Source organism: Bradyrhizobium sp. USDA 4486 (assembly GCF_054057995.1).
This window is the reverse complement of the sequence record NZ_JBSRZV010000001.1, coordinates 4,929,104-4,947,802: the sequence shown is the minus strand read 5'-3', so window position 1 is coordinate 4,947,802 and position 18,699 is coordinate 4,929,104. Positions and strand designations below refer to the sequence as shown.

The following is an 18,699-nucleotide window of genomic DNA, read 5'->3' as shown; positions in this document are numbered from 1 at the left end:
TGATCTTCTTGGCTTTGAGAAGAGGTCGGCTTCAGTCTCTCCAAAGGGGCAGTTGCCGTGGAGCTAGGCTTAGTGATTTCGTTGACATGAAATGTCTGCTGATTCGGAATCGGTTGGTGTCTTGGACTGAAGTCTTTTCAGCGAATCATCTCGCCGCTTTGCTGCTTCCGCGCAGCGGTCCCCATCACTAGACGCGCGAAGTCAAAACGAGCGCGGCATCGGATGTTCCCACATGGTTTCGCCGTCGGAGCGGGTGTTAATATCGACGAACTCGGAGTCACTACCCGCCCTGCGGCATCAATCTCCCGCCCGCCTCGGCTGCCCACCCGACCAAAGCGGCGATCGCGTCAACCTTGATCTCGATGTCGCTGAGCGCCCATAGACTGTTCAACTCGTCATGCAGTTCGCCGCCCCGGACCGCCAGATCATATTCAGGTATCGAGAATCTCCAGCCCAATCTTCGGTTTTCGTGCTTGGTTCATTATGACTTTCGAGATTGGATAGGGGCCGCGCTTGCGTCCTCTGATCTTGTGCTTGATGCGCAGCCACCGGCGCAACCGCACAGCGGTGTAGTTGCCGATCGGCCGCGAGCGTGCCTATACTGAAGTAGCTCGCACATCCGCGCCGCGCTATCCAATTTCGGCACCAGCTCTGCCCTAAGTCGGTTCTAGCCGTCAACACTTGAATGGTTTTCTCCATCTTCGATGGTCGGTACCCTAGGCGCGCCTAGCCGGGTCTCGCTGAGCACATCCGTCCGAACGAGCATCCCAGTAAGTCGAACTCTCCGGACCTGACAGATTCGTGTCTTGTTCTCGTTCACGTCAGCTTCAGCTTCCCCATGATCTTGCGCGGTCGCGACAAGGCTTCTTCGCCTTTACTCCGCTGGCATAGGATCACGAGATCGTCGGCATAGGTCACGATGCGAGTGCTGAGGCTTCGCTCGAGACTGAGCATCTTCCATCCCAGCCAAACTGGCGTTTGCCAGCAATGGCGAGATCGGTGAGCCTTGCGAGATGCCGCGCCCGTTGCCCCGGGCTTCGGCCGTGCGTGTCTTCCGTCCTCGATTATAGCGCGACAATCTGGTTGGGAAGTGCTTCTATCCTGATTGCCGCGCGGCACTCGATCGTCGCTTGCTTCCACAGCTCTTTCCAGCCACATCTTGACCAGATGCGGCACGCGCCGATCCACGAAAGTGGTAAATGGCCGCTTTCTACGCGATGACATCTAGCGCAGCAGAGGCGCTCTGGCGTAGCCCTAATTCTTGCGTTCTGTTCCCAAAGCGGTGGTCCCCTCGAGCCCGCGCACGACAGTCAGCACACCGATGAACCCCAAGCAGTTCGCGAAGTTGGCGAAGAGTTTGACGACGAAAGTGTGCCCGATCTCCCCGTCGAGTGCTCCGTAAGCGTAGCGCTGAGGCCGTTCAGATTGTTTGTGCGCAGTCCTTGAAGCGCCGCTAGAAGGGTCATCTTCGGCAAGGGTGCTCACAATGGACGACCATTCGGACGACATTAGACGACCGTTGTCGCCGCGTATCGAGATGTATGCTGGCGCAGGCCGGAAGAACTGGCCGGATGATCTAAAGGCCCAGATCGTCGCGGAAAGCCTTGAGGTGGGTGCGGTTGTGGGTATCGCACGCCACCATGGCTGCCGGCCTCAGCAGGTGCATGATTGGCGGCCAGGCGCGTTTGGGCCAGTTGGTGCTACCTGGTTCGGCGGACATGCTGTCGTTCGGTGGTGTCGGAGTCGGCGTTACCGGCGACCACAGAGTCCACCGGGTCGTCGAAAGCAGCCGTTGTGACTGTTGAGCTCCAGGGTGCACGGAGGTACGCGGGACGCCTTGCTTACTGATGTGTTCATGGCACTGCGACGGACACGTGCTTGCTGACGGCTCCCGCTGGTCTCATGATTTACGTTGCAACCCGACCTATAGACTTCCGAAATTATGCGGAGCCCACGATTATGCGGAGTGTGCGGCGGGAAGTTGGTTCCCTGGCCTATTTCACTCCGCATAATTCGGCTTGCGTCCGGCCACATTCAGCATGGCCAGGAGCTTGTCGGGCGCCCGGAATCGACCGGGCGTCAGCATCGGCGGCGACATGGCGGCGAGCGCTTCGAGCTTCTCACTCGGATCGGCGCGAAGGTAGACCTCGGTGCTTTGCAGGCTGGCGTGTCCGAGCCATAGCGAGACTTTCCGGACGTCGCGAGTCGCCTGAAGCGTATGCATGGCGCAGTACGTGCGGACTGACGCCTTTGCCGGCGATCGACAGCGCCTTGCGAGCGGCGGCGGCGACATGCTTGGTCAAGATGTACTCAAAGCCCGAGCGGGTCATCGCCTGAGCACGGGCGTTGAAGAACAGCTCAGGAGCGTCGGTGACTGGGCGCACTTTGAGCCAAGCCTTCACAGCTGCAGCCGTTTGTTTCCAGAGCGGCAAGACACGTCCACGACGGCCCTTACCTATGATGCGCACGCTGGATATGGTCTGGCGGTCGAACTGATCGAGCCGAAGGCCGACCAGCTCCGACACGCGCATGCCTGCGGCGAAGGCCAGATGCAGCATGGCTCGATCACGGATGGCGGACACGGTGCTCGCGTTTGGCGCATCTAACAGGGCCTCCAGCTCGTCACGAGTGAGATAGCCGACGAGCGCCTGATCGGTCTTCTTCATCGGGATTGCATGGATCCGACGTGATTGGTCGAGGCAGGATGGCACCCTGTATTCCAGATAGCGCAAGAACGAGTTGATCGCAGCGAGCCGGGCATTGCGAGTTCGCGCCGAGTTGCCGCGCTGCTTCTCTAGATGCTCAAGGAATGCCAAGATCAGCGGCGCGTCGAGCCGTTCGATCTCGATCTTCGATGGCTTGAGCTTGCGTCGGCCGGCGGCAAATTGGAGCAACAGCTGGAAGCTCTGGGCATACGCCTCGCAGGTATGCTGGCTCGCCCTGCGTTCTTTGGGCAGGTGCTCGCGCACGAAGCTGCTCAGGTAGGGGGCGAGCGCAGTCATGCGGCGCCTCCAATGAGCAATGCCTCGCCGGCCTTGGCGATCTGGCCCATTAGGGTCGGCGTCGCCTGCAAGTACCAATAGGTGTCGGTCACGTGGGCGTGGCCGAGGTAGGTGCTGAGCGCCACGATATGGCGGGCGATCGCAGCACGATCGTGGCGGCACTGCTCCAGCGAGCGGACCGCGAAGGTGTGGCGCAGATCGTGAATGCGCGGATCTCGCCCCGCGTAGGCGTCCCTGAGATTGGTACTGTCGAGGAGTTGCAGGAAGATGCGTCGCGCGGTGTTGTAGGGCAGCGACTGTCCGGCAACCGATACGAAGAGAGCACGATCTGTGGTGGTCAGCGACCGCCGGGTGACCAGATATCTGTCGAGCGCCAGCCGAGCTGTTGCGTGAAGTGGCAACAGCCGGCTCTTCTGGAACTTGGTCTGTCGGACGACGAGCCCATCGGCAGTTACATCGTCGATCCGCAGCGCCAAAGCTTCCGCGATCCGCATGCCGCTAGCGGTGAGCAGGCCGAAGAGCGTTACATACATGGTCGGTCTGATCGACATAGGCCAGCGAGACCCGCTTCGTCTCTGCAATGATCACGTCGCGAATGAGCTGAGCAGTCCAACTTCGCGGCCTGATGCCCAGCGCCCGGAGCAGCCGCATGACCATGCGACCGTGCCGATCTATTGTCAGCTCTGTGACGCCGCGATGCTGTCGCAGCCAGTCCTGGAACTCGACCACCCGGAGGTGGGGCGTCGGTAATGCGGGCTTCGGCTTGCGCTGGACGATTCCGCGCTCGCCGAGAAACTCGATGAACCGGCGCACCCGGCCTCACGTACTTCGCGGACACGCTCCTCTCGCGAGGGATGCCGGGGCATCGACAGCGATGCCGAGCGAACCGATCGGCGACGCCATCATCGATATCAGCGACTGCGATCTTGGCCAGCGTCAGCCATTGCGCGAGGTGACGGGCTGCAGCGTCATAGCCGCTCACCGTCAAGCTCTTATGCCCCAACACCGTCAGGTGTCGTGTGAACTCCGTCACCAGCGGGGCGAGATCGCCTGCGTCCATGCAGCGCAGCCCGTGGCAGCGATCCTCACTCGACTAGGTCATTCCTTGTCTCCCTTTCGTTGCCATCAAGGCAGGAAGGGAGGCCTCAGATTATGCTGAGTGAGAAAGAGGGAAGCAGGAACTAAACTGTTGAAAACGAAGCGGGTCTCAGATTGAACGGCCGCACACTCCGCATAATCGTGGGCTCCGCATAATTCCGGTTATGTGGTGCACCACATAACCGCAAGGGTGCGGACGGCTTGGCGCTGTTGGCGAAGGAAACGCTGGGCCATGACCCGATGAAGGGCGTGCCGGTGGTGTTCCGTGCGAAGCGCGCGGATCGGGTGAAGATTGTCGTCTGGGATGGCAGCGGCCCTGTTCTGTATTGCAAGTGACTTGAAGGCACCGCCTTCAAATGGCCACCCTGATGTCGACGGCGTGATGCGGATGAACGCGGCGCAGCTATCCACGCTTCTCGATCACCCATGTTGATGCCCCTCTTTGTTAGGCTGACAGATTCTTAGATCAAGTTGCGCAATGACGTGGTTTCGAAGGTCTCCAATAGCGTCAAGAACGGAGTGTATTGGGGAAGAGATAGGCGCCGCTGGGGTGGCGATCAATCAGCAAACGCTTAGTTCGGATCTGTACATAGAGCCAGTTCACCGGAAGCTCGAGCCTTTGGGCCAGTTCGGGTGGCTGAGGAGTGAGCCGTCATGGTCCCATCGAGTACGCTGGGCAGTTACCTTGATGGCCGCGGCACGACGGAGCCGACCAACGGTGATAGGCAGCACCTTATCGGCGCAATAGGGAGAGCGGTGACCTTCTTGGGTAAGGATTGCGGCGATCTCGTCGTCGGGGACGCCGTCGCGAGCGAGCGTTAGAAGGCGTTCCCGCATCTCGGCGCCTCGCGTCAATCTGGTGACGGAGTTGACGCTCATCTTCACCTCGAGCTCCGTCACGGCGCCTCCACGCCAGACGATCCTAGCCAGGGCCAAGTCGTGCTCACCGCGGTCGAGAACGACCTTTTCGATGAGACATCGCAACAACGCCTTGCGATGCGCATCCGAGATCGTCTCGTCACGCCATATCTGCGTGAGGCGGCCAGTGAGGCTGATGACCTTGTCGTTGAGCTCCTTGCTTAAGGCCACTTGTGTGATGGCTTTGGGCGGTTGTCGGGCAAGCGCCTCTTCGGCGGCGCGCACGTCGTTAAGTGCCGCTTCCCATCGGCGCTCGAGTTCCGAGGCGACCAACCGATTATCTGGATCAGCTCGGTTGAACTGCCGTTCGGCGAGCGCTGCCGTGTACCGCTTGCGCTCGAACTCTCGTTCTGCACTGGAGCGTAACGCATTGTTCATCTGCTGCTGCACCCGCCGTGAGCGCGACAAGGCATCCAGTTCGGCTGGCGCTAGTGCGGTTAGGAATGCATCGCCAACGGCTGCATCGATATGGGCGGCGCGAATGTGTTGGCAGGTTGGCTGACCTTCCTGGGTACGCAGGTGATTGCATACATACTCGCCACCGCCCTTGTAGCGGACGTACATTTTATGACCACATCGTGCGTACCAGACAATGCCGTGGAGCAGGAGCTCGCCGTTGCGAGGCGCGCCGCGGGTTTTGATGCGCATGTATTCGGCTCGGTTATCTCTGATAACGGTTCGGATTTTTTCATAGATTGGTCGATATAGGCTGGATATCGATCTTTAACGACGATCCGCCACTCCTCCATCGGCCGCGGAGCCTTCTGTGGGAGGGCACCCTCCCGCTTCGACGGCTGGAAGCGGGTTCGTCCATAGATAAAGGCGCCCGCGTATGCCGGGTTCTTCAAGATCGCCGCGACAGCAGCCAACGTCGCGCGCGTCCAGCACAAATCGCCATACCGATCACGACGCGGCAGTTCCAGGTCACGCTCGTTCAACGCTCGCATGACCTTGGCAACACTGCGCAGCTGCAGGAACAACTGGAAGACGAGACCGAGCCGCCCTTGCACGGCCATGTCGGGATCCTTAACGACCACGCCGCTCGGATCCCGCATCAGCCCGATTGGCAGCATAACCGCAAGTTCGCCGCGCTCGGCTTTGCCAGGAGGCCAGCGGTCAGCCGGCTGCGGATCGTATGTAGTTCAAGCTCGGAGATCGAACCCTTCAGCCCGAGAAGCAACCGTCCGTTCGGAGTGCCCGGATCATAGACACCATCGCGGTCGGCGATCAGGCAGCCACGTAGACCACAGACATCCAGGAGCGGATACCAGTCGGTACAATTACGCGCCAAGCGGGTCACATCGATCGACAGGATGAGTCCCACTTCACTCAGGCCAACACGGCCAACGAGTTCCTTGAAGCCGTTACGCTGTGCTATAGACGCGGCGCTCAACCCGAGATCGGCATCAATCGCGTCGATGGCCGCCTCACGCCATCCGAGTTCGCGGGCGCGCTGGCGAAGCGCGTATTGAAGGCGCAGGCTCTCCTGATTGCTTACGACCTGGTGAGGCGTCGACTGCCGGATGTAGACCACGGCTTTGCGCGCCAAGTGGCTTGGTGTGATCAACTCGGACTTCATGAGAGATCTCCGCCAAAATCGCGGCGACGTCTTCGACGATCTGGCGTCGGAGCGCGGGCGTCAGCGTCGACCAAAGATCGGCTGGATCCATGCTCATGTGCGTGGGGACAATCCGCTGCATAAAAGCTCGAGTAGAGCCTCCATACTCAGCTTATCTGATTTGCTTCTTCTCCATAATATTCGATTGCGGTTGCTTGAATCAGAAGGCTGCTTCCTGCGCGATACTCAACTTCATACGAAGCAGGAATGCCTCGACCTCGCTGGCCGATCTTCCTGATCACTCGATATGAGCGACCCCACAAAGGATGGTGGGGATCCTTAACCTCGACTACCTCAGGAGATGATTCGTCAGACTCACTATCGGGGACATTCCTCAATCCCCTCGCTGGCCGGCATGGACTGGACACGCATGCATGCGCCTCGAATCTCGCAGCCGAAAGCACCTGCGTAACGGCTGGTCTTCATCGACGAGACTTGGACTAGGACCGATATGGCCCCCTTGCGGGGATGGGCGCCGCGCGGGAGCAGACTTCACACAAAAGCTGGAAGACCGTGACCTTCCTGGCGGCCCTGCGCCATGACCAGATCGACGCGTCATGGTTCATCGAGGGGGAGATCGATGGCGTAAGCTTCCGCACCTATGTCGAGAAGGTTTTCCTGCCGACCCTTCAGCCCGGTGACATCGTCGTCTTGGACAATCTTGGTAGCCACAGGAGCAAAGTGGTTCGCCAGCTCATCAGTCCGGTCGGCGCCAAACTCTTCTTCCTGCCAAAATACTCGCCAGACCTGAACCCCATCGAACAGGTCTTTGCCAAGCTTAAGCACTTGGTCCGCAAAGCGGCTGCGCGAACCGAGGCCGTCTGCGCTGCAATCGGCTACGCACTCGATGCCTTTACTTCAGAGGAATGCGCCAACTACCTCAAAAACTCAGGCTATCGAAGCTGATGCCATCATACTTTAGCGGGGATCCTACGGGCCTGTTTGGCATCGCTCCAATAACGATTGCTCGGCCGCAAGTCTGGACGTCTAGCAAGAAAGGCCATAACCCCGGTACTCGTGGAAGCCGTAACCACCTCCTTCGCGACTTTTGCCGGGCTCGATTCTGGCGTTGCCGTTCGGATCGTCGACAGTAGTGGCTTCCGCCAGCTCGTTGGCGAATGACGACGGTCTTCTCACTTTTATTGCCGCTCGATCATGCGGGAGGTGCGTTGCAGGAGTGGCCGGAGTTGCTCATCAACGAGCGCATGCCCCCGCAAAGGGCTATTTCGAAATCGGCATCCTCGAGAGATCGCCGGCGGCGGCTTCATCGGGCTCGAAGCAGCCTCTCTGCTCCGCAGCCGCGAGATCTCAGTCGAGGTCATCGAGACTCCGATCGGTTGATGGGCGCGTGCTGTCGCCGGTGATGAGTGACTACTTCAGTCAGTTCCATAGCAATCCCGGGGTCCGCTTGCGGCTGCGCAACACCATCCGAAATCCGCAAACATGCCGCTAGGGAGGTTGGTCACGCTTACTGATAGCACGACGGTCAAACGGATGCGATAATGATGGCGACCGGGATGTTACCTAAGGACGCGCTAGCGACTACCGCCGGGCTCAAGGTACACAACGGGATCATAATCGATGCGCAACTGCGCACTAGCCATTCCGCGATCTCTGCGATCGGCGACTGCGCCGCCCACGCCGTTCTAGCCCGGCCTCATGCGCCTGGAATCTGTTCAGAGCGCGATCGGGCAAGTTCGTCCCAGTCTGACCGGCCCACCCGCGTCTTATTGCAGGCTGCCGTAGTTCTGGTCCGATCAGGCCAGAGCCCACCTGCAGATTGCCGGATTTGCAGTCGGTACGGACGGCGCGGTGCTCCGCGGCGAGGCGGAGAGCGGTGCGTTGTCGATTTTCCTTTACCGCAGAGAGCGACTGGTTGCCGTTAAAACCGTCAACAAACCTGGCGATAACGTGATTGCGCGCCGGATTCCATCGGCTGGCGTGTCGGTTTCGAAGACAATTGCAGCGGATGTCGGCGCAGACCTCAAGCAGTTCGCTGATTTGGCCGGGGTGGGAGGCCTCCTCAGCCGCGCGAATGGAGCGCCGCATTTTAGCAGTGCCCCCAGCTAGTGACAGCGCACAACATCGATCGCGAACTATTCTGCTACTGCTCCGCCCGCTACTACCTCGTCACTGGCAAGGAGGATGATGCCATCGCGGCGCAGGAGGCTAACCCAGCCTGAATCCATTGACCAGAAAATAAACGGCGCGAAGGGTCCGGCGCGCCTGGAAGGTTTCAACAAGCTCGCCACGGACTCATCAAGCTTCACTTCGCCAAGATCCTGCAAGCCAAGCTCGACAGCGCACTCTTGGTGAAGTTCGGTGCATTCTCGATATACTCGTCAGCTTTCTGTTCGGGAACTGACCAAGTCAAATCCGCCAAAGAATGCGACGCAGCGTTGGATTTCCGCGCAACTGCGAGATTCATCGCGCGAAATCAACCTCGGAGGATAGCTATGAAGCTGTTTGCCAGAGCGTAAAGTGGAAGTGAGCCAGTGCGAATAAACGAGGATTGCAGGGGGAGAGCTTGGTGAGTTTCTATCGAAGGAATCTGGGAATTCGAAATCGGTCGCCTCTTCGCATAGCGTGAGCGGATCGCGATCCAGTCGCCGAGGTTAATAGCGTCGAAACATTGGAAGTGTGCGATTCACGAGTGTCACATAGATCTCGAAGCGATGCTGCGGCCTTTCACGCCGGGAATAGGATACACCGACGACCATCGATGTAGCTCGTTGGACTGGCGAGACAGAATCCAAACTGGACAGGGGGAAATCTAAGCGATGTCCGAATGGGATTACATTATCGTTGGTGGCGGCTCGGCTGGTTGCGTGCTGGCCTGTCGCCTGAGTGAGAATCCACATGTCAGGGTACTGCTCCTCGAGGCGGGGCCTCGGGATCGATCTATGTGGATCAATATTCCCGCGGGCTATACGAAGCTCCTGCTCGGAAATGAGTTTAATTGGAACTTCCAGATTGACGCTGTAGACAGTGCTGCCGGCCAGCGCTTCCCGTGTGCGAGCGGTCGTGGGCGGGGCGGCTCAAGTTTGATTAATGGCATGCTCTACGTGCGTGGCCAGCCGCTCGACTACGACACCTGGAGCCACCTTGGCAACCGCGGCTGGTCCTACGCGGACGTGCTGCCGTACTTCAAAAAGTCGGAACACTATGAGGGTGTGAGCGACGAATCTCGCGGCAAGGGCGGGCCCCTTAATGTGAGTGACATGGGGGAGTACCATCTGCTTGGCGACGCGCTCATCAACGCCGCCGAGGCCACTGGCTTTTCGCGCAACCAAGACTACAACAACGGGCGGCAAGAAGGGTTCGGTTACTTTCAGACGACTATCAAGAATGGTTGTCGCTGGTCGGCCGCTCGCGCCTTTCTGGATCCGGCCCGCAGCCGGCCCAACTTGCGAATCGAGACCGGTGCGCTTGTGAGCCGCATCCTGCTCGAGGGCAAGCGAGCAGTCGGCGTTATTTATACTCTGCACGGCAAAAGTCGGGAGGCGCGTTGCGGAGGTGAAGTGATCGTCTCTTGCGGCGCCATCCAGTCGCCGGGATTGCTGGAACTCTCGGGTATCGGCCAGCCGGAAGTACTCAAGAAGTTTGGGATCGAGATCCGCCATGAACTGAAAGGGGTCGGCGAGAATTATGGCAACCACTTTTTTGTGAATATGGATTGGCGGATCAATCGACCGATCACGTTCAATGAACAGGCGAGGAGGTTTAGACTTCTGCTCGAGGTCATACGATATTATGTCAATCGAACTGGCCTGCTCGCCCGCCCCCCAGCCTTAGTGGCCGGCTTCGTGCGCACACTGCCCGGCCTCCAGACTCCGGACGTGCAGTTCCACATGGCACCCGCGAGCAACGATCCGGGGCGCAAGCGGCGCCTTGAGAAAGAACCTGGAATGACCGTCTGTATCAACCAGTGCCGGCCGGAATCGCGCGGTTCAATCCATATCAAGTCGGCTGTCCCCGGCAGCGAGCCAGCCATTCTACCGAATTTCTTATCTGCGAAGATCGACCGCGACTGCACGGTAGCCGGCATGCAGATCGCGCGCGAGATTATGCAAAAGCAGCCTATCTCCCAATACATCGCATTCGAGATGCATCCCAGCGATAAAGTGCAGAGCTACGACGAATGGCTCGATTACGCTCGCCACGACGGGCGCGGACTCCATCATTATGTTGGGACTTGTAAGATGGGCGACGATCCTATGGCGGTGGTTGATGACCGCCTGCGGGTGCATGGCATCGCCGGGCTGCGCGTCATTGATGCCTCTATCATGCCGACCGTGCCTTCCGCCAACACCTACGCGCCGACGCTGATGGTGGCCGAGAAGGGCGCCGACATGATCAAGGCAGATGCTAAGCACGGTTCAAGCTTAGGGATTGCGCGCTCCGTTTCTCCCTCGACGATCTGAAGCCGCTCCCAGGCGAACTAAATCGGCATGGTTTTCCCAATCGAGCCCGAGATGATTCGCGCTGGCTGTGGGCGAGGGTGGCCAGGACGATCATCGGGAATCGTCTGATTTTCGACACCTCGCTGCTTTCGCCGAGGTCCAAGAGGGGAGTTGAGAAGGTCCAGCAGACTGTCCTGAGGCGTATCATTGGTCCTGGACGCGGAAGTTGAAATCCATCGGCGATGGCGACTCGGGCGCGGAATTTCTGCGCAAGCACCGGAGTTCTTGCGCCATGCTGTATGAAAAAACCGCTTATCCTGGTCGAGCACGTGTTGGAAGGGGCTTGGACATGAAAGGAGTGCTGAACGTCGACGACCTGCGCCGATTGGCGAAGCAGCGGCTGCCAAAGATTTGCTATGACTACATCGAGGGCGGCACCGATGACGAGGTCGGGCTGGTCACCAATGAACAAGCTTTCCGTCAAACGCGCATCGTGCCACGTTATTTGGTCGATGTCAGCGTACGCGATCAGTCGACGACGCTATTCGGCCGCACTTATTCGAGCCCAATCGGCATTGCGCCGACGGGATCGGCTGACCTGTTCCGCCGCGGCGCCGACCTGATGTTAGCTGAGGCGGCGCGCCACGCGAATGTGCCTTTCATCATGTCGGGTTTCAGTTCGGGCTCGATCGAGGATCTCGGCAAAAAGGCCCCTGACCACGGCTGGTACCAACTCTATTCGACCAAAGATGCATCGATTTCCGAGGATATCATTAAGCGGGTGTGCGACGCCGGCCTGCAGACTATGGTCTTCACTGTTGACGTGCCGGAAGCGTCCAACCGCGAGCGCAGCATCCGGAATGGCTGGGGCACCTCGGTAAGGCTGCCTTGGAAGACGAGGTTGGAAGCGTTGCGCCATCCGGCTTGGATGATGCAATGGCTGCAGCACGGCACACCATATTTGGGCAATTGGACGCGGTACGCCGGCCCGAATGCCAGCGCGGAACAAGTGGCCGAGTTCGCGGGCAGGCAGTTCTGCGGGCCGATTACCTGGAAACAGGTCGAGCACTATCGGGAATTGTGGAAGGGCAATTTTGTACTCAAGGGAATTATGCATCCCGATGATGCGCTCCGAGCGTATTCTCTCGGCGTCGAAGGGATCATAGTATCCAACCACGGCGCGCGGCAACTCGACAATGCACCTTCGCCGTTAGAGGTTCTGCCCACGATCTGCAACGCGGTGGGTGACAAAATGGTCGTAATGCTCGACGGCGGTATCCGCCGTGGCCTCCACGCCTTAATCGCAATTTGCATGGGCGCCAAGTTCGTCTTCCAAGGCCGGCCAACGTTGTACGGGGTGACCGCCGGCGGAGTGTCCGGCGCGGCGAAAGCGCTGGCGCTCTTTCGTCGCGAGATAGACATTAGCATGGCCCAGATCGGTGCTACCAAGATCGCCGATCTAGGGCCGCAATTCCTTATGTGGAAGAATGGAGACCATTTACACGCTAACCAGCTTGAGGGATGAAGTCGTCTTCTGTTGAGAAACAAAGCGATCAAAAGGGCCGCGGAGCTACGCTTGATCTCGCCATCAACCGGTCCCGTGCAACTTGGCGCGGTGCGGGGCCGGGAAACTCATTTAGGCGGGCGCGTGGCCGGCGAACTTTGGCAGTAGTTTAGAGCCTCCTCCACGAGCGCGCGCGAACGTTCATCATTCGTCATTCATTGGTGGTCGCTCGACTCAGGCTGGTGTCAGCAACCCGATCTTACGGTGATTTGCCGGTGACCATCTCAAAGCCGTCCGCTTGGCGCGCGTGCGGACGGCTTTGTTCTACCAAGCTAGACCATCATCCGGGATACGTCATGCCAAGCTGATGGTTGCTTGTGGGTGCAAGTCCCATCCGGCCAAAGCCCTAGCAGGCCAGCCGGGACCGAGTCTTGCGGGCGTCGTGGCAACGCCGGGTCTGAAGTGTAGACAGGAGCCATGCGGGGTGCGGGAATGAGCCTCGAAAGGTGGATGTTCGCGAAAGCCGAGTGTGTTCCCTAGTCACGAAGGCAGCATGAGCATCGTCGTTATGCGAGGCGATGCCACTCCGTCGGGGTCGATGGCCGCATCACGCATGGAAGGTAATCATCGGAACATGAGAGGCCCGATCGGGTCCGTTAGATTGGTCTCTAGTGGGGGGACAGCGGCAAGGCACTGCCAGAGCCGCGGTCCGAGCTGAGGTTGGGAATCGGACTGGTCCATAGTACCTGTGAAATCGTCGAAGGAAACGAGACGCATGGAGGGAAGGGGCCAGCCCGAGGGGAGCCCGCGCGAGAAGGCCAGGGTCCGGACACAGAGCCGGGTTGCCTTGCCGCCGAACCTCGATCGGGTGAACGCGGCGGCCAAGCAGGCTGCCCAAACCCGGTTCACGGCCGTGCTGCACACATCGACGAAGCCGCTCTCTTTCGGGCGTTTCGACGACAAAAGCGGCAGGCCAGCGCGGGGGTCGATGGGGTGACGGTGGCGAAGTACGAAGAGGGGGGCACGGATAACATCCGCGATCTTTGCGCACGGGTCCACACTGGTCGCTACCGGCCTCACCCGGTGCGGCGGGTCTACATCCCCAAAGCCGATGGCGGTAAGCGGCTTCTCGGTGTGCCGGCGCTAGAGGACAAGATCGTCCAAAGCGCGGTGGCCGAGGTGTTGAGCGCCGTCTACGAGGCCGACTCCCTGGGGTTCTCGTACGGCTTCCCACCGGGGCGTAATCCGCACATGGCGCTCGATGCTCTGCATACAGCGATCGTGAGTCAGCGCGTTAACTGGGTGCTCGATGCCGACATACGCGGCTTCTTTGACTCGGTCGACCACGAGTGGCTGTTGCGGATGGTGGCGCACAGGATCGCCGATCCTCGCAGCTTACGGCTCATCGGACTGTGGTTGCGCGCCGGCGTTCTTGAGAGCGGCGAGTTGCAAGAGATGGACAAAGGCACTCCGCAAGGGGCGGGCATCAGCCCGCTCCTCACCAACATCTTCCTGCACTACATCCTCGATCTCTGGACCAATCAATGGCGTCGTCGCCGCGCACGCGGTCGCATCGTGATCGTGCGTTATGCGGACGACTTCGTCATGGGCTTTGAGAGCAAGGCGGATGCGCAGGAAATGCTCTTGACCCTCAAGGTGCGACGAGCCAGCTTCGGCCTGACGCTTCCTGAGGCAAGACGCGGCTGATCGAGTTTGGCCGGTTCGCGGCCCTCTCGCGTCAGCGGCGCGGCGCCGATGAGGCGGACGATGGTGTCCTCATTGGGGAAGATGCCGACGACCTCGGTCCGGCGCTTGATCTCGCCGTTGAGGCGCTCCATGCCGCCGTGCTCGGGCCGGTCGAGGCCAAGCAGTGCGGTGGCCGCAAACGCGGCCAGCCTTGACCGACCCCGCGCGCGGCGGCTGCGAGATCGGTGGCCGGGACGGAAGAATGGCCCGCGCCGCGGCCGAACAAAAGAATGGACGCTATGCCCGCAATCGTCATCGGGGCGATCATTAAAAATCGCTTATCCATCTCATCCGTCGAGTGCAGCTTGGTGCGGTGCTGCGGCGGGAACGTCATATAGGCCAGCACATCGGTCTCGGCATGGTCGAGGAAGCCGGCGAGCTTGGATAGCTTGGGGCGGAGCTGATCGGCGACCTTCCGCCGTTGCGCTCGTGCGGCCTCGGCATCGTCCTGGGCAAACGAAGTGGCGATGAAGGCGGAGACGACACGCCGTGCGCCGTTGCCGGCATGGGCCAGCGCGTTGCGCATGAAGTGCACGCGAAGCCGGCCGTTGGTACACAAAGAGGTCGGCGTTCTGGCGAGGTCGCTCGTACCGGCATCAGCGGGCTCGTAAATCGATGGATGCGATTCTATGCCTTATCCGGTCGCATCTTGAGTTCACGCTTCGCTCACAGAGCCGCTCCCCAATCATTTAGCAGCTAGCCACGTTTGATCGCGGCCGATTCATGCGCTTCGGAAGGAGCGCTCGTCCTAAAGACGATGACTTGAGAGTCGCATGATCACAGTCGGCGTCGAAATCATCTGGATACCGTCTGTTTTCGCTGAAATTCTCCGTGTCCGGAGCGCTTTTTGCAGCCTTTGAGCTCCTCAACGGCCTTACCCGTTGGTTCGGAATCGGAGAGATAATCATGAAACTAGGCGACGCGGTCGCGGAGATCCTCAAGCGCGAAGGTATCGAAATTCTTTGCGGCTACCCGGTCAACCATTTGATCGAATATGCGGCTAAAGCCGACATCCGTCCCGTGATCGTTCGCCAGGAACGTGTCGGGGTGCACATGGCGGATGCGATCTCGCGTGTCACCTCGGGCCAGACCATCGGCGCGTTCTGTATGCAGCATGGTCCGGGCGCCGAGAACGCAATGGGGGGCGTGGCGCAATGTTTTGGTGAATCGGTTCCCGTCCTAGTGTTGCCGATGGGCTATGAGCGCCGCCTCAGCCATATTGAGCCGAACTTCAATTCCAGTGAGGCGATGAAGCCGTTCTGCAAATCTTCTGAGCCGGTCATCATGGCCTCCGAGATCTGCAACGTCTTCCGTCGCGCCTTCGCCAAACTGAGGAATGGTCGCGGCGGACCGGTGATCGTCGAAATTCCGGAGGACATGTGGAACGAGGAGGTGCCTGAGCCCTTGAACTACACGCCGGTGCTGCGCACTCGATACGGTGCGGATCCAGCTCATATCAAGGAAGCTGCCGCGCTCCTGATTGGCGCAAAGCGGCCTGTTATCTATGCCGGACAGGGTGTGCACTATGCGCGTGCATGGCCGCAGCTGAAACGGCTCGCCGAACGGCTCGCCATTCCGGTTACAACGAGTCTCGGGGGCAAATCCGCCTTCCCCGAGACGCATCCGCTCTCGCTCGGTTCAGGTGGTATAGGTGTGCCGCGGGCGGTCCCGAAATTCCTCGGCGAGGCAGACGTAATCTTCGGCATCGGCTGCTCATTCACGGAAACGTTCTTTGGTATCGCCATGCCCAAAGGCAAAGCGATCATCCATTCGACGCTCGACCCCAACCATATCAACAAGGATGTCGAGGTCCAGATCGGCTTGGTTGGTGATGCGGGGCTCGTACTCGATGCGCTGCTCGAGGAAATCGGCAGGACTGTCATCGTGGATCGCGATGCAAGAGGCGTCGCGGCCGAGATCGCCACCTGCCACGAGCAGTGGATTGCGAAATGGATACCAAAGCTAACCAGCAACGATGCGCCACTCAGTCCCTACCGTGTCCTTTGGGACCTGCTGCACACGGTCGACATTAAAAACACCATCATCACCCATGATGCCGGCAGTCCACGCGACCAGCTCACGCCGTTCTGGAAGGCAGTCGAGCCACTGTCCTATCTTGGATGGGGTAAGACCACGCAACTCGGCTATGGGCTTGGGCTTGCAATGGGCGCGAAGCTGGCGCAACCTGACAAGCTCTGCATCAATGTCTGGGGCGATTCCGCAATCGGCTTTACCGGAATGGACTTTGAGACCGCCGTGCGCGAGCGGATTCCGATTCTTTCGATTTTGCTCAACAACTTCTGTATGGCCCTCGAGCTCAAGGTGATGCCGATCTCGACGACAAAATATCGCTCGACGGACATCTCCGGCGATTATGCAGCGATGGCGCGCGCTTTTGGTGGCTATGGCGAACGCGTCAAAACGCCCGAAGAGATCGTGCCCGCAATCAAGCGAGGCATCGAAAAGACGCAAGCCGGCGTTCCGGCGCTGCTCGAATTCATCACCTGCAAAGAGACCGACGTCTCACGCGTGGGGACGTAATGTCTGGCTTTTGCGTCGTCACTCTGGTCTTGCGGTTAGAGGGCTGCGGTGATCTGCGCTACTGAAACAGTTGGGTCGCGTGCTCGATCTCCCGACAAATGCATCAGAGATTTCGGGCCAGTGGTGGCGATCCTCAGCTACGATAGAGTCGAGATGACACTGAGCATGGCCTGGCGGTCTGTATCATGAACAAGATCCGTGCCATGGCCTCGTAGCTCCGCGGTCGCCAGGTCTCGATCAACGGCAGCGGCGGAGATCCGACCTCTCCATTCAGCTGCTATTAGATGAGCACCAACGGTCGAAGGAGGTGATTGCTGCCCCCACGAGTACCCGGAGACCAAGGCTATCCTTGCCTACCCTCTAGTATTACCTCGGCGCTCCGAATTTGGTACTGATGGCTCCACTGTCGCTCGGAATACATCAAGATCTACATAGCGACAGGCGGCACCATAGTCGATCGAGGCGGCACAAGTTCCTATCGCGAATTTTCCATCCGGCATCGGGCGAGCGCGGCCAAGTCAAACAATGGAACTCAAACATGAAGAGCGTTGTCCGCACATTCCCCCTTCACGTGGACGTTCCTGAAAGCCTACCCTTACGACGAATCCGGACAAACCCAACCGCGGCATCGAATGGATCTGCCCGCGCAACCTAAGACGCTACTCGTCGGTTTATCCGCGACCCGGGCTCAAATCCCGTTATGACAAACTATGCTCGGAATTGGAAGTAATTCGCCCGCCTGTCGCAGGATTTCGAAGACCGCGACGCTGTGGTGCTGGGCGGATCCGCCGATTCGCTTGCCTCACTCGTACGGCTTGAGCGTCCCCAAAGCAGTTTTCTTGGGAGCGAGAGGGGCGGGCAGGCGCGTCTGCGCCGTCTCGACCGATTCATGACTGAGCCACAGCGCGATTACGGAGCAGTCGACGCCGGCTCGCGGCAGTTCCATCGCAGCGCTGTGCCGTAGCACGTGCGGTGACACGCTCTTGGCCTCAAAGACGGGCAACTCTTGTGAGCGATACGAATATGCGTTCCCTGCAGTGACCAGAGGCCGTCGGTACTGAGTTGGCCCCGTGCACGTGGGGAGCAAGTCTGTTGCTCCTTTCGCACCGGTTCCTTGAGCCATGCCTGGCGCCCACCAAGCCGCCGGGTGTGGTCGTGGCGCGTCTCGATCAGATGGAAGCCGTATTCTTCGTCGAGACGCTGGGGGCGCTCCCGCTCACCACGGCAAGCCGGAAAGGTTCAACACCGAGCAAGGAGCGCAGTTCACGGGCGCCGCGTTCACCCGCCTGCTCGCCAGCAGGCATCGCCATCAGCATGGACGGCCGAGGCGTCTGGCGCGACAACGTGCTCGTCGAGGGGCTGTGGCGCAGTGTCGAATATCAGCAGACCCATCTGCGAGCCTACAACAGCGTGTCCGACCCCCGCGCCTCGATCGGCCGATATCTCGACCTTTACATGGCCCGCGTCCCAACTCGAGCCTGATCGCGGCACCCCGGATTAAGCTTACTTCAACCCGCTGCAGTTCTGCACGGCAGCCAAACTCCGGCAGAAGCTCCAGACATGAGACCACCTCTGACCGATCGCTGCCCGCATCACTGTCAAATATGAGAAGAGAAACTCTTATTTGGAGATCGGATGCAGAATTCCTGCTCTGCAACGGCCTATATTAGCCAATTTCGCATGCCTCGGCCCACTAACATCTATCTGAGACAAAACGTAACTTGGCTCGTCTATGGAGAGAAATAGCAGGCGAGAGTGGCATCAGGGCATTCTTCACTTGCCGGCCACAGCGAGTGGGAAGAGCCGTGGATGATTGCGTGAGCGTGCCGGGAACTGGGGCATTTTGCCCTGGGTTGACTGAGCGGAGCG

At 59.6% G+C, this 18,699-nt stretch carries 13 protein-coding genes and 8 pseudogenes; 10 read left to right on the top strand and 11 right to left on the bottom strand.

Annotation, left to right across the window (positions count from 1 at the left end; genetic code table 11):
- Positions 1-816 precede the first annotated feature (816 nt).
- Complete coding sequence (locus ACVWY3_RS23685; protein ID WP_456840625.1) at positions 817-954, bottom strand: hypothetical protein; 138 nt, start codon at positions 952-954, stop codon at positions 817-819.
- 532 nt (positions 955-1,486) lie between these two features.
- Here ACVWY3_RS23685 and ACVWY3_RS23680 point away from each other — a divergent pair.
- Positions 1,487-1,798, top strand: a complete 312-nt coding sequence (locus ACVWY3_RS23680) for a transposase (protein ID WP_456840624.1) — start codon at positions 1,487-1,489, stop codon at positions 1,796-1,798.
- Between the two features lie 322 nt (positions 1,799-2,120).
- Here ACVWY3_RS23680 and ACVWY3_RS23675 read toward each other — a convergent pair whose 3' ends face one another.
- The 3 genes from ACVWY3_RS23675 to ACVWY3_RS23665 are packed head-to-tail and all read right to left on the bottom strand — an operon-like array spanning position 2,121 to position 3,815.
- Complete coding sequence (locus ACVWY3_RS23675; protein ID WP_456840623.1) at positions 2,121-3,002, bottom strand: tyrosine-type recombinase/integrase; 882 nt, start codon at positions 3,000-3,002, stop codon at positions 2,121-2,123.
- Positions 2,999-3,535 carry a tyrosine-type recombinase/integrase gene (locus ACVWY3_RS23670; RefSeq protein WP_456840622.1) on the bottom strand — a complete coding sequence of 179 codons (537 nt, stop codon included), beginning with the start codon at positions 3,533-3,535 and terminating at the stop codon, positions 2,999-3,001. Before ACVWY3_RS23670 ends, ACVWY3_RS23675 begins: the two co-directional genes overlap by 4 nt.
- On the bottom strand, positions 3,501-3,815 hold the full coding sequence (locus ACVWY3_RS23665; protein ID WP_456840621.1) for a hypothetical protein: 315 nt from the start codon (positions 3,813-3,815) through the stop codon (positions 3,501-3,503). The genes ACVWY3_RS23670 and ACVWY3_RS23665 overlap by 35 nt, the downstream gene beginning before the upstream one ends.
- A 480-nt stretch (positions 3,816-4,295) precedes the next feature.
- On the opposite strand from ACVWY3_RS23665, the pseudogene tnpB reads away from it, so the two are divergent.
- Positions 4,296-4,436, top strand: a pseudogene (gene tnpB / locus ACVWY3_RS23660) (IS66 family insertion sequence element accessory protein TnpB); the annotation flags it as partial.
- 264 nt (positions 4,437-4,700) lie between these two features.
- Here the strand turns inward: tnpB and ACVWY3_RS23655 are convergent.
- From ACVWY3_RS23655 to ACVWY3_RS23645, 3 genes and pseudogenes are all read right to left on the bottom strand, one after another.
- Entirely contained in the window at positions 4,701-5,666 is a 966-nt protein-coding gene (locus ACVWY3_RS23655) for a zinc ribbon domain-containing protein (RefSeq protein ID WP_456840620.1), read from the bottom strand.
- 104 nt (positions 5,667-5,770) lie between these two features.
- A pseudogene (locus tag ACVWY3_RS23650) lies at positions 5,771-5,965 on the bottom strand (recombinase family protein); the annotation flags it as partial.
- Positions 5,966-6,072: 107 nt separating this feature from the next.
- Entirely contained in the window at positions 6,073-6,597 is a 525-nt protein-coding gene (locus ACVWY3_RS23645; RefSeq protein ID WP_456840619.1) for a recombinase family protein, read from the bottom strand.
- A gap of 451 nt (positions 6,598-7,048) precedes the next feature.
- Here ACVWY3_RS23645 and ACVWY3_RS23640 point away from each other — a divergent pair.
- The 3 pseudogenes from ACVWY3_RS23640 to ACVWY3_RS23630 all read left to right on the top strand — a co-directional run.
- A pseudogene (locus ACVWY3_RS23640) lies at positions 7,049-7,542 on the top strand (IS630 family transposase); the annotation flags it as partial.
- A gap of 596 nt (positions 7,543-8,138) precedes the next feature.
- A pseudogene (locus tag ACVWY3_RS23635) lies at positions 8,139-8,267 on the top strand (FAD-dependent oxidoreductase); the annotation flags it as partial.
- A gap of 127 nt (positions 8,268-8,394) precedes the next feature.
- Positions 8,395-8,706: pseudogene (locus ACVWY3_RS23630) on the top strand (oxidoreductase C-terminal domain-containing protein); the annotation flags it as partial.
- 26 nt (positions 8,707-8,732) lie between these two features.
- Here the strand turns inward: ACVWY3_RS23630 and ACVWY3_RS23625 are convergent.
- Positions 8,733-8,924, bottom strand: a complete 192-nt coding sequence (locus ACVWY3_RS23625; protein ID WP_456840618.1) for a hypothetical protein — start codon at positions 8,922-8,924, stop codon at positions 8,733-8,735.
- Between the two features lie 492 nt (positions 8,925-9,416).
- On the opposite strand from ACVWY3_RS23625, the gene ACVWY3_RS23620 reads away from it, so the two are divergent.
- The 3 genes from ACVWY3_RS23620 to ACVWY3_RS23610 all read left to right on the top strand — a co-directional run bounded on the left by ACVWY3_RS23620 (position 9,417) and on the right by ACVWY3_RS23610 (position 14,250).
- Positions 9,417-11,060, top strand: a complete 1,644-nt coding sequence (locus ACVWY3_RS23620; protein ID WP_456840617.1) for a GMC family oxidoreductase — start codon at positions 9,417-9,419, stop codon at positions 11,058-11,060.
- Positions 11,061-11,265: 205 nt separating this feature from the next.
- Complete coding sequence (locus ACVWY3_RS23615; protein ID WP_456840616.1) at positions 11,266-12,564, top strand: alpha-hydroxy acid oxidase; 1,299 nt, start codon at positions 11,266-11,268, stop codon at positions 12,562-12,564.
- 972 nt (positions 12,565-13,536) lie between these two features.
- A complete protein-coding gene (locus ACVWY3_RS23610) occupies positions 13,537-14,250 on the top strand; it encodes a reverse transcriptase domain-containing protein (RefSeq protein ID WP_456840615.1) in 714 nt (237 codons plus the stop codon).
- 41 nt (positions 14,251-14,291) lie between these two features.
- On the opposite strand, the pseudogene ACVWY3_RS23605 reads toward ACVWY3_RS23610, so the two are convergent.
- Positions 14,292-14,381 (bottom strand): annotated as a pseudogene (locus tag ACVWY3_RS23605) (transposase); the annotation flags it as partial.
- Between the two features lie 185 nt (positions 14,382-14,566).
- Positions 14,567-14,833, bottom strand: a pseudogene (locus tag ACVWY3_RS23600) (transposase); the annotation flags it as partial.
- Between the two features lie 362 nt (positions 14,834-15,195).
- On the opposite strand from ACVWY3_RS23600, the gene ACVWY3_RS23595 reads away from it, so the two are divergent.
- The gene (locus ACVWY3_RS23595; protein WP_456843439.1) at positions 15,196-16,830 is read left to right on the top strand and encodes a thiamine pyrophosphate-requiring protein; all 1,635 of its coding nucleotides are present in this window, start codon (positions 15,196-15,198) and stop codon (positions 16,828-16,830) included.
- A gap of 802 nt (positions 16,831-17,632) precedes the next feature.
- Here the strand turns inward: ACVWY3_RS23595 and ACVWY3_RS23590 are convergent.
- A complete protein-coding gene (locus ACVWY3_RS23590; protein ID WP_456840614.1) occupies positions 17,633-17,776 on the bottom strand; it encodes a hypothetical protein in 144 nt (47 codons plus the stop codon).
- A 192-nt stretch (positions 17,777-17,968) separates the two neighbouring features.
- Between ACVWY3_RS23590 and ACVWY3_RS23585 the strand changes: the two are divergent.
- Positions 17,969-18,331: pseudogene (locus tag ACVWY3_RS23585) on the top strand (IS3 family transposase); the annotation flags it as partial.
- Positions 18,332-18,699: the final 368 nt, after the last annotated feature.

Coding starts and splice junctions, on each gene's coding strand:
- ACVWY3_RS23670 (WP_456840622.1), bottom strand. CDS start 3,535: ATGTATGTAACGCTCTTCGGCCTGCTCACCGCTAGCGGCATGCGGATC.
- ACVWY3_RS23645 (WP_456840619.1), bottom strand. CDS start 6,597: ATGAAGTCCGAGTTGATCACACCAAGCCACTTGGCGCGCAAAGCCGTG.
- ACVWY3_RS23590 (WP_456840614.1), bottom strand. CDS start 17,776: ATGGAACTGCCGCGAGCCGGCGTCGACTGCTCCGTAATCGCGCTGTGG.
- ACVWY3_RS23675 (WP_456840623.1), bottom strand. CDS start 3,002: ATGACTGCGCTCGCCCCCTACCTGAGCAGCTTCGTGCGCGAGCACCTG.
- ACVWY3_RS23620 (WP_456840617.1), top strand. CDS start 9,417: ATGTCCGAATGGGATTACATTATCGTTGGTGGCGGCTCGGCTGGTTGC.
- ACVWY3_RS23595 (WP_456843439.1), top strand. CDS start 15,196: ATGAAACTAGGCGACGCGGTCGCGGAGATCCTCAAGCGCGAAGGTATC.
- ACVWY3_RS23655 (WP_456840620.1), bottom strand. CDS start 5,666: ATGCGCATCAAAACCCGCGGCGCGCCTCGCAACGGCGAGCTCCTGCTC.
- ACVWY3_RS23680 (WP_456840624.1), top strand. CDS start 1,487: ATGGACGACCATTCGGACGACATTAGACGACCGTTGTCGCCGCGTATC.
- ACVWY3_RS23685 (WP_456840625.1), bottom strand. CDS start 954: ATGCTCAGTCTCGAGCGAAGCCTCAGCACTCGCATCGTGACCTATGCC.